8 protein-coding genes are annotated in these 10,031 nt (G+C 67.4%); 4 read left to right on the forward strand and 4 right to left on the reverse strand.

Going from position 1 to position 10,031, the window contains the following annotated elements:
• Positions 1-22: 22 nt before the first annotated feature.
• A complete protein-coding gene (locus Rhe02_RS45410) occupies positions 23-1,327 on the forward strand; it encodes a hypothetical protein (protein ID WP_203914774.1) in 1,305 nt (434 codons plus the stop codon).
• Here Rhe02_RS45410 and mmsB read toward each other — a convergent pair.
• The 3 genes from mmsB to chvE all read right to left on the reverse strand — a co-directional run bounded on the left by mmsB (position 1,324) and on the right by chvE (position 5,313).
• A complete protein-coding gene (gene mmsB / locus Rhe02_RS45415; protein ID WP_203914775.1) occupies positions 1,324-2,571 on the reverse strand; it encodes a multiple monosaccharide ABC transporter permease in 1,248 nt (415 codons plus the stop codon). The genes Rhe02_RS45410 and mmsB overlap by 4 nt on opposite strands.
• On the reverse strand, positions 2,568-4,106 hold the full coding sequence (gene mmsA / locus Rhe02_RS45420) for a multiple monosaccharide ABC transporter ATP-binding protein (protein ID WP_203914776.1): 1,539 nt from the start codon (positions 4,104-4,106) through the stop codon (positions 2,568-2,570). The genes mmsB and mmsA overlap by 4 nt, the downstream gene beginning before the upstream one ends.
• A 67-nt stretch (positions 4,107-4,173) precedes the next feature.
• Positions 4,174-5,313: a multiple monosaccharide ABC transporter substrate-binding protein gene (gene chvE, locus Rhe02_RS45425; RefSeq protein WP_239124479.1), complete on the reverse strand. Its 1,140-nt coding sequence runs from the start codon at positions 5,311-5,313 to the stop codon at positions 4,174-4,176.
• A 293-nt stretch (positions 5,314-5,606) separates the two neighbouring features.
• On the opposite strand from chvE, the gene Rhe02_RS45430 reads away from it, so the two are divergent.
• The 3 genes from Rhe02_RS45430 (at position 5,607) to Rhe02_RS45440 (ending at position 7,770) form a co-directional block, all read left to right on the forward strand.
• Positions 5,607-6,386 carry a class I SAM-dependent methyltransferase gene (locus Rhe02_RS45430; RefSeq protein WP_203914778.1) on the forward strand — a complete coding sequence of 260 codons (780 nt, stop codon included), beginning with the start codon at positions 5,607-5,609 and terminating at the stop codon, positions 6,384-6,386.
• Between the two features lie 134 nt (positions 6,387-6,520).
• Positions 6,521-7,564: a radical SAM protein gene (locus Rhe02_RS45435; protein WP_203914779.1), complete on the forward strand. Its 1,044-nt coding sequence runs from the start codon at positions 6,521-6,523 to the stop codon at positions 7,562-7,564.
• A complete protein-coding gene (locus tag Rhe02_RS45440; protein ID WP_203914780.1) occupies positions 7,561-7,770 on the forward strand; it encodes a radical SAM-modified peptide, FtsH ternary system-associated in 210 nt (69 codons plus the stop codon). Before Rhe02_RS45435 ends, Rhe02_RS45440 begins: the two co-directional genes overlap by 4 nt.
• On the opposite strand, the gene Rhe02_RS45445 is transcribed toward Rhe02_RS45440, so the two are convergent.
• A partial coding sequence (locus Rhe02_RS45445; protein WP_203914781.1) for a WD40 repeat domain-containing protein occupies positions 7,767-10,031 on the reverse strand: 2,265 nt, incomplete at its 5' end. The two genes, Rhe02_RS45440 and Rhe02_RS45445, sit on opposite strands and share 4 nt — an antisense overlap.

A 10,031-nucleotide genomic window follows, 5' to 3' on the forward strand; every position in this document is an offset into this window, starting at 1 on the left:
CGGAAACCTTTGGGGGAAGCCCGTGAGAAGCAGGTTAGCCATTGCGCTTATCGCCGCGCTGTTCGCCACTGGCCTCGTCGCCTGTACGGCAGGGGCAGCGGAGGCGGAGCTGACGCCGGCCGAGGTGGCAGTCGTCGTGCTCGACGACTTCAACCTTGCCGTCAACCCGGCGCCCCACGACCCGAATGCGAATTGCGCCAACACCGGTCGTGGCGCCAACGAGATCGAAACCGGCGGTGGCGGCGACGGCCTGCCCGCGGGCGTGACTCACGGCAAGGCGGTCTACGACACCCTGCAGCGCAGCCTGCAAGACGTCGGCTACACCTCTGTCGGCCCCTTGGACATCCGGCGTGCACCGCTCGTCCCCGGCTACCTCTCCAACTGGAAGCATCCAGGTCTCGGCAAACGCCTGCTGCTGCTGGGCATGGACACGGCCGACTTTGACACCGCTCGCATCGCCATCGACCTGGAGGCGACGCTGGAGTATCTGCGAACGGCCTTCGGCATCACCCGCTTCGTGCTCAACATGAGTTTCGTCATCACGCCCTGCGACGTGCCCGGCTGGCTGGCCGCCAACGGCGCAGCGGTGACCAACGCCGCGCTGGTTGACGCCTATCACCGCATGGTGGACCGCAACCCGCACGCCGACAGGCTGCACAGCCTCATCAACTCACTCGCTGGCAGCAGCCCCGCGGCCAGGCTGCCCGCCGACCTCCACGGCAACCAGGAGCTTCGCGAGATCACCCAGCGGGTGGCCACCAACCTCTTCTACGACCTGTGGACCACCAGGACCATCGATCAGCTCAGGCATATCACGGATCTTGCCGGCCGTGGCTTCCTGCGGGTCACCATCGAGGACCCGCTGCAAAGCTACCTGTCCGGCAACCCCTTTGCCGGTGGTGTCAGCACGGTCGGCGCAGCCGGCAACGGCGTCCACCGAGCGGACGGCCGGCTGGTCCAAATCAACTTCCCGTTCGCTCCCGCCATCTGGAACCCGGTGGTCAGCGCCTCGGCCCTGCATTCGGGACTGCGAGCCGAATATTCCAACAGCGGTGAAGTCATGCTCGACGGCACAGCCACCATCGCCGGCCGCCCACCCACGCCGCGGGTGCGCGGGACCTCCTTCGCCGCCCCCCGCCTGAGCGCGCGGCAAGCCCTGCACCTGACGCGCGGCTACCCCAACACCTGCGCGGCCGACGGCCGGTCCGCCGAGCTGCCTCCCTTGGGCTACACCGACATCACCGCGGAACCCGGCACTCCACAGTGGAACAACCTCACCCTCGACGTGGCCGTCAGCGCCCACTGCCCGGCATTCCCGGCCACCTAGCGGGTGGCCCCGACGCGGCGCTTGTTGTAGATGTCGAACGCCACGGCCAAAAGCAGGACCAGGCCCTTCACCACCGACTGGGTCGACTGGTCTACGCCCATGAGCTGCATGCCATTGCTCATCACCGCCATGATCAGCCCGCCGACCATGGCGCCCACCACCGTGCCGACGCCCCCGGCCACGGCGGCGCCGCCGATGAAGGCTGCGGCGATGGCATCCAGCTCGAACATGTTGCCGGCGGCGGGCTGTGCCCCGTTGGAGCGTGAGGAGTAGATGACACCGGCAACGCCGGCCAGCAGCCCCATGTTGACGAAGATCCAGAAGTTGACCTTGCGCACGTTGACGCCGGAAAGCATTGCGGCCGAGAGGTTTCCGCCTATGGCATAGATCTGGCGGCCGAACACGGTCTTCTTCGTCGCGAGCCCGTACACGAGCACGAGCGCGGCCAGGATGATCAGGACGATCGGCAGCCCGCGGGCGTGGGCCAGCTGCCACGCGAAGTACATGACCACCGCGCCGACCACCACGACGCGGGCGACGAACAGCGGGAACGACTCCACCGACTGCTGGTAGCGGATGCGGGCCAGCCGGGTGCGGAACACGCTGACCGCATAACCCGCCACCGCGATCGCGGCTATGAGCAACGTGAACGCGTCGTAACCCTGCCCGCCGATCAGGCCGTTGAGGAATCCGTTGGCGACCCGCTGGTACTCGCTGGGGAAGGGCGACAGCGAAACGTTGTTCAGGACCTGCAAGGTGAGGCCCCGGAACAGCAGCATGCCGGCCAGCGTCACGATGAAGGCGGGCATCCCCACGTACGCCACCCAGAAACCGTGCCAGGCGCCGACCGCCACACCCACGGCCAGCGCCGCGATAACCCCGACCCACCAAGCATTTCCCTGCCGGATAACCAGAACCGCCGACACCGCACCGGCGAGCGCGACCACCGATCCGACGGACAGGTCGATGTGACCGGCGATGATCAGGATCACCATGCCGATGGCGAGCACCAGGATGTACGAATACTGCAGCACGATATTGGTGATGTTGCCGGGGCTCAGCGAAACACCGTCGGTCAGCACGGCGAACAGCGCCACGATGACGACGAAGGCGATGTATATCCCGCTCTGCCGGAAGTTACGCATGATGAGGGTGCGCGGATCGCTGGTGCCGGTGTGCAGCGCGCCGGCCGGGGCGCTCCCGGACGATGCGAGGTTCTCGGTCGCGGGCTTGATGCTGGTCATCCGGAGAGCTCCTTCTCCTTCGTCATGAGCGCCATGAGGTTTTCCTGGGTCGCCTGCCCGGCCGGCAGCTCGCCGGTGATCCGGCCGGCCGACAGCGCATAGATGCGGTCACACATCCCCAGCAGCTCGGGCAGCTCGGACGAGATGAAGATGACCGCCTTGCCCTGGGCCACCAGCCGGTTGACGATCGTGTAGATCTCGAACTTGGCACCCACGTCGATGCCGCGGGTCGGCTCGTCCAGGATCAGCACGTCCGGGTCGGCGAAAAGCCATTTGGACAGAACAACCTTCTGCTGGTTGCCGCCAGAAAGGTTGCCGACCGCGTCCATCACGCTGGGCGTCTTGATGTTCATGTCGCGGCGGCTCTGCTCGGCGACCTTGATCTCCTCATGGCTGTTGACCCAGCCGGCGCGGGCCAGCTTGGTCAGTGCCGCCGCGGAGACGTTGGCGCGTACGTCGGCGATGAGGTTCAAGCCGTAGCGCTTGCGGTCTTCGGTGGCGTAGGCGATGCCGTTCTGGATCGCCTCGGCCACTGTTCGCGCCCTGACCTGCTTGCCGTGCATGATCAGGCGACCGCCGATGTCGCGCCCGTAGGACCGTCCGAACAGGCTCATGGCCAGCTCGGTGCGGCCCGCACCCATCAGCCCGGCGATGCCGACGACCTCACCGGCCCGCACGTTCAGGCTCGCTCCATCGACGACCTTGCGGTCCTGAACCGGGTGCCACACCGTCCAGTCTTCGATCCGCAGCACCTCTTCGCCGGGGGCGGAAACCCGCTCCGGGTACATGCTGTCCAGATCGCGTCCCACCATGCTGCGGATGATCTGCTCCCGGGTCACCTGACCCGACCTCATGTCGAGGGTCTCGACCACCCGGCCGTCGCGCAGGATGGTCGTGGAATCGGCGACGGCGATGAGCTCGTTGAGCTTGTGGGAGATCATGATGCAGGTGATGCCGCGGTCACGCAGCTGGCGCAGCAGATCCAGCAGGTGCGCCGAGTCGATGTCGTTCAGCGCGGCGGTCGGCTCGTCGAGGATCAGCAGCCGGACATCCTTGGACAGGGCTTTGGCGATCTCGACCAGCTGCTGCTTGCCGACGCCGAGCTGGATCACCGGCGACACCGGATTCTCTTCCAGCCCAACGGATTTCAGCAGCGCTCCGGCTTCGGCGTTGGTGCGGTTCCAGTCGATGAGCCCGCCCCGGCCACGGCGTTCGTTGCCAAGAAAGATATTTTCGGCAATCGACAGGTACGGAACAAGCGCCAGCTCCTGATGGATGATGACGATCCCGACCGACTCGCTATCGCGGATCCCGTTGAAGTGCACCGGTTTCCCGCCGAACACGATCTCACCGGTGTAGCTGCCGGTGGGGTAGACGCCGGAGAGCACCTTCATCAGCGTCGACTTGCCGGCGCCGTTCTCGCCGCAGATGGCATGGATCTCACCGCGCCGGACGGCAAGCGAGACGTCCTGCAGCGCCTTGACGCCGGGAAAGCGCTTGGTGATGGCGCTCATCTCGAGCAGCACCTCGTCCATCCGTCCTCCTTCGTCGCGGTGATGGTGCGGCCGGCCCGGCGATGCCTTCGCCGAGCCGGCCGGCACGCTATTTCGCCTGACCGGCGGCGACCTCCGCGGCCGTGTAGTAGCCGGAGTCGATGAGCACCGCCTTGATGTCATCCTTGTAGACGGTCTGCACTGGCAACAGGTACGAGGGTACGACCTTGACCCCATTCTCGTATGTCTTGGTGTCGTTGGCCTGTGGCTGCTTCTTCTGCAGGAACGCCTCAGCGGCGATGACCGCCTGCTCGGCGAGCAGCCGGGTGTCCTTGAAGATCGTGGAGCTCTGGACACCATCGTTGATCAGCTTGACCGAGGCGATCTCCGCGTCCTGGCCGGTGACCATCGGAATCGGGTTGGCCGCGGTGCCATAGCCCGCGTTCTGCAGCGCGGTGATGATGCCGCGGGACAGGCCGTCGTAGGGCGACAGCACCCCGCTGACCTTGCTGCCATCGTTGTAGGTGGACGTCAGCAGGTCCTCCATGCGCTTCTGCGCCGTCTCCTGCTGCCAGCGCAGGATGGCGACCTGCTCGATGGCGGTCTGCTTCGACTTGACCACCAGCGAACCGTTGTCGATGAAGGGCTTGAGGGTCTGCATCGCGCCGTTGAAGAAGAAGTGGGCGTTGTTGTCGTCGAGCGAGCCGGCGAACAATTCCACATTGAACGGTCCGGTCTTGGCGCCCTTCGACCCGTCCTTGTTCTGCAGACCCAGCGCGACCAGCAGTGCGCTGGCCTGGGCGACGCCAACCTTGAAGTTGTCGAAGCTGACGTAGAAGTCCACGTTCTTGCTGCCCCGGATCAGCCGGTCATAGGCGATCACAGGGATCTTCTTGTCGGCGGCGGCTTGCAGCTGGCTGGTCAGCGCCGTGCCATCGATAGCGGCGATGATCAGGACGTCGGCGCCCTGCGTGATCATCTGATCGACCTGCTGCGATTGGGTCGGGATGTCATCGCCCGCGTACTGGAGAGCCACCTTGTACCCCTTGGCCTCCAGCTTCTGCTTCACGGAATTGCCGTCGGCGATCCAGCGCTCCGACGTCTGCGTCGGCATCGACACGCCGATCGTCAGGTCCTTGGGGTCCTGTCCGGCGGTATCGGTGCCGCCGCCCGCCCCTTCTCCACTACATGCGGCTAGGCCGAACGCCAAGACGGCACTGCTCAGAGCGGCTAGAAGTCTTCTGCTCACAATTCCCTCCCTCTCCGGGATAGGCGTCATCGCTCATGCACGAAAGATCACGTTGAGCTAACATTGTTAGCGTTCACATCCACGATCGTCAAGGTCCTACTTCGACATCGTGCGGTCACGGTCTTGTAACAAGGTTGGCCATCATCACTCACTGTGTCCAATCGCCATCGCGCAGGTGCCATGCGGTGGGAGATCCGCCGGCGATCGCCGAGCGGCCTATGACGACCGAAACCGAAAAGTGGTGTGAGCGCTAACACGACTGCGCCCGAAAGTGCGGTTTCTAGAATCGGTCCATGACAGACGAGACAGGCCAACACGTTTGGGACACGCGGCGGCATTGGGACGAGCAGCTGTCGGCCTGGTTCGATCAGTCCGCGCCGGCCCGGTGGGCGGCCGCCGAGCCGTATTGGGGGATCTGGGACATCCCGCAGTCTCAGCTGCCGGTGCTGCCGGCCGATGTGGACGGAGCGGTGGCCGTGGAGCTGGGCTGCGGCAGCGCCTACGTTTCGGCGTGGCTGGCTCGGCGCGGCGCACGACCGGTGGCGCTCGACATCTCGGCCCGGCAGCTGGCCACCGCGCGCCGTATGCAGAAAGAGTTCGGTCTGCGTTTTCCGCTGATCCAGGGCGATGCCGAGCGGGTGCCGTTGACCGACGCCTGCGCGGACCTGGTGATCAGTGAGTACGGGGCGTCGGTGTGGTGCGACCCATTCCGGTGGATTCCGCAAGCGGCGCGGCTGCTGCGGCCGGGCGGCCGGCTGGTGTTCATGGGAGCATCCACGTTGGCGCGTCTGTGTATCGCGGAGCGGGGACCGGTGACGGACAGGCTGGTGCACGATCTGTTCGGGCTGCGCCAGGTGGTGCGGCGGGGCAGTTCCGGCAACGAATACCGGCTCTTCACGCTGCCGCACGGGGAGTGGATTCGGCTCCTGGCCGGGTGTGGTCTGGTGGTGGAAGACCTGATCGAGGTGAGGGTGCCGCCGGGCGCGGTCAACAACGATTTCCCCGAGTATCCGGATGAGTGGGTCAGGCGCTGGCCCGCCGAAGAGGTCTGGTTCGCCCGGCGGCAACCGTGAGCGGTACCTTCGGTCAGACAACGCGCCGGTGCGTCCGGTACTGAAGCACGCCGATTCCCTTGAGAATTGGTGAAACAGGCAACGGTCGACGCCGCGGCGATCCCCGTAACCGGTGCCATGATGGGGTTGTGACGATGGCTGACGCTGTGACGGCCGAGCCTGCATTGGCTTGGACACCTGGGCTTCTGCACAGTGCGCGGGAGGATCGCGTCGTGTGTGACGTCTGCCCGCACAGGTGTCAGCTGGGCGATGGGCAAACGGGTTACTGTCAGGTGCGCCGGCGCAACGGCGCGGCTCTGGAAACGGCCACCTTCGCCACCGCCGTGCAGCACATCGACGCGGTGGAACGAAAGCCGCTCTACCATTGGCGTCCGGGCAGCAGGCTGCTCACGCTGGCCGCGCCGGGATGCTCGCTGCGATGTGGATATTGCATCAACTACCGCCTGTCCCAATTTGGCCGATCGGGCGGCGAGGAGTGGACCGGCCAACCCGCCGATCCGGCGTCGATCATCGAGCTTGCGGCCGAAAACGGCTGCGCCATAGGCTTTTCCTACACCGAGCCGTCGCTGGCGATCGAGCTGACCTTGGCGCTGGCCGGCCTCGGCGGGCCGCGGGGCATCCCGGTGCTGTGGAAGAGCAACGGTTTCATGACTCCGGAGGCGGTCGCCATGGTGGCGCCGGTGGTGCGCGCCATGAACATCGACGTGAAGGCGAGCGACGATCGCGCCCACCGCAAGCTGACCGGTGGGGCGCTGACCCCGGTGTTCGAGACGATCGCGGCGCTTCGCGCGCAAGGCGTCTGGATCGAGATTTCCACTCCTTTGATTCCGGGTACCAGCGACAGCCCCGAGCAGCTGGCCACGATCGCGCACACGCTGGCCGACATCGATGCGGCCATGCCGTGGCATCTGCTGCGGTTCACGCCGACCTTCCAGATGGCGGGCCGGTCCAACCCGAGCCTGCCCGCCGATCTCGCGCAGGCACGGGAGATCGGCTTGCGGGCGGGGCTGAAATTCGTATACATCGAGCGCGCGCTGGGTGCCGACGGCCGCGACACCCGGTGCCCGGGTTGCCGTCAAACCGTGGTGGAGCGCGGGATCTGGTCCACCGAAACGGTTCATCTTTCCGGCGGGCGCTGCCCGCACTGCGAATATCGTCTCGAAGGAGTCTGGGAATGACGGCGCACCGCTATGTCGACAGCCTGCCCGATCTCATCGATCCCAGTCAGTATGAACAGCATCCGGCCGGGCAGCTGGTGCATGTGCGGATCACGGTCACCGAGGACGGGGTGGAGGTGCTGGGCGACGCCATGCGGCCCGAGGTGATCGAGGCGCTGCTGGCCACCTTGGATCCCGCCGAGATCGAACAGATGCTGTGCGGCTAAGGGTTTTGAGTCAGCACCCCCAGGAGGGCGTCGCGTAGCGTCGCCAGATCCGGGTCGGGCGGCAGCATGAAGCCGTGCCGATCGACCGCCGCGGCCGGCTTGCCCGGATAGTGCACCCGCACGGTCACCAGGTCATGCAGCTCCGGGAACCGCAGATGGGGATGGGTCAACAGGACCGTCCGGGGCCGGCCGCTGACCGCGGAGCCCAGCCTGGCGCCCAGGGCGACGGCCTCCCGGTGCGCATTGGCGGGCGCGGGAGTTTCGACCGTGCCACAGGTCCAGATGGAGAGCAGGTCGGCGCTTTCGCGCAGGGTGTGCGCCCGAGCGGGTGGCGCGAGCGGGACCAGCCCGCAGCCGCGGCCGGCCTGGATCTGTTGGCGTGCCAGCAGATGAGCGATGACTCGCAGGGTCAGCCCGACCGGGCCGTGCACTGCGGGCGTGTTGTCGAGCACCAGGATGAGCGGGCGGTTGTCGATCGCGGGTTGGCCTCGCCCCGTCCAGTAAAGCAATTCGCCTTGGGCCAGCCGCGCTCGTAACAGCCGCGGGGGCAGCGCGAACTGATGGGTGACCAGCTGGCTGAAGCTGCCGCGCCGGCTCAGCCCGACCCGGCCCGCGCCCAGTCCCGAGCCCTCAGCCCGCGAACCGCCCTCGTCGGTGGCGAGCCGGACGTCGAGCAACGCCCGGTGCGTCGCGGTCAACGGCGGCAGGCGCGGCAGCCCGCGCAGGCGCACCGGTAACGCGGGCTCGGCCTTCACCGCGTCGGGTCCAAGCACCTCAAGCAATCCGAGGTAGCGGTCGGCGACGTGATTAAGGGTTGCCGCCAGCTGCTCCGGGTCGGCTTCGCCCGGCGCGGGTTCGCGGCCCCATCCGGTCAGCACGTGCACCAGGGCACGCGCCAGATCGGCACGTGGGACCTCCGGCGGCGACCGATATTCATCCTGTTTGGACAGATGGGCGGCGATCAGCGCCACGATGCCGATCGCGGCGTCCGGTGGCCAGTGCAGCTCGGCCAGCTGCTGGGCGCCGCGCGCCGCGTCGCGCGGGGGTGCTTGGAGCATGACGAGCACGTTGGTGAGGACGTTGAGCGGCACCGCCGCGCCCAGGTCGGCCGCGGCCGCCGCGAGCCGCGCCAGGAATTCCGCCGGGAACGGCAGCGCGGACGGCGAGAGCCGGGGTGGTGGCGCGGGTGGCGGGGTCACGGCGTGGAGGTGGATCCGGCCCGCGGTTGCCCCTACCGCGAGCCGGAGGCCGTCCGGCGACCAGCGGATCGACCAGACCCCGGGCGGGGAGTGGGCCGGGCGTCGCTCGCCGATGCTGCGGATCCGGCGGGTGGTGATGGCGTCCCACACCTCCACCTGCCCGTGCTCGCCGATGAACGCCAGCGCGGTCGAATCCGGGCTCCACGCCACCACTTCACCGGAGTCCAGCCCCACCGCGACGCCGAACTCCGAGCTTTTCGTCCAATATGGAGGATCATATTCCCAGAGGGCGATTCGTCCCCTGCTGCCGCGGGCCGGCCCGGCCGCGAGATAGCGCCCGTCGGGGGAGAATGCCGCCCCGTCGACCAGCCGGCCCGAGCCGATGGACAGCGGCTCCTGCCTGTCCCACTCGGGCGCCGCCCAGATCAGCACCCCACCGGGCATGCCGGCCGCGATCAGCGAGCCGTCCGGGGAGAACACGGCGCGGCCGGCGGCGCTGGCGGTGCGATGCATCGTCGCGCCGCCCACCAGATGCAAGCAGGTCGAACCCGTGTACCCGTCGGGCGAGACCGGCTGGTCAACTCCCAGCAGCTGCCGGTGGCCCGGCCGCCATTGGCTCACGACGGTCAGCGGGATCCGTTGTGTCTCTTGGCCTTTGTCGGAACCGAGGATCACGGCAGCGCGTCCGGAGCGGTCCCGGCTCACGCCGCTGACCGCGATCAGCTCCGGGCTCGCCTCGATCCTTTCTATCCGGGACAGGTGGTGCTTGAGATCCGTTGTCCACCTTGGCCGTGCGCTCGCCCCGTCGAGACGTGCCACGGTGGTGGTCGCCGCAGCGTAGATCAGGTCAGGGCCGAGCCACGCCACCGCGCCGGCGGCGGCCCGGTGAGTGGCGACCACCGGGAAGTCTCTGTCTACATAGGAGGATGAGGTCGACCGGGTCCGGCCCACCGTGGCCGCCTGCCGGTCGGCCCAGGCTCGCAAGGGCGCAGACGTCATGGCAGCTCCGCCGCCGCGCGGCGGGACGGCTTGCGGCCCGAGGGGGTGGCGGTCATGGCAGGT

This window comes from Rhizocola hellebori, from assembly GCF_016862955.1.
GTDB classification, from domain to species: Bacteria; Actinomycetota; Actinomycetes; order Mycobacteriales; family Micromonosporaceae; genus Rhizocola; species Rhizocola hellebori.

What these genes read in the sequence shown, in the direction of transcription:
- Rhe02_RS45435 (WP_203914779.1), top strand. Translation starts at nt 6,521, where the DNA reads ATGGCTGACGCTGTGACGGCCGAGCCTGCATTGGCTTGGACACCTGGG.
- Rhe02_RS45430 (WP_203914778.1), top strand. Translation starts at nt 5,607, where the DNA reads ATGACAGACGAGACAGGCCAACACGTTTGGGACACGCGGCGGCATTGG.
- mmsB (WP_203914775.1), bottom strand. Translation starts at nt 2,571, where the DNA reads ATGACCAGCATCAAGCCCGCGACCGAGAACCTCGCATCGTCCGGGAGC.
- Rhe02_RS45440 (WP_203914780.1), top strand. Translation starts at nt 7,561, where the DNA reads ATGACGGCGCACCGCTATGTCGACAGCCTGCCCGATCTCATCGATCCC.
- mmsA (WP_203914776.1), bottom strand. Translation starts at nt 4,106, where the DNA reads ATGGACGAGGTGCTGCTCGAGATGAGCGCCATCACCAAGCGCTTTCCC.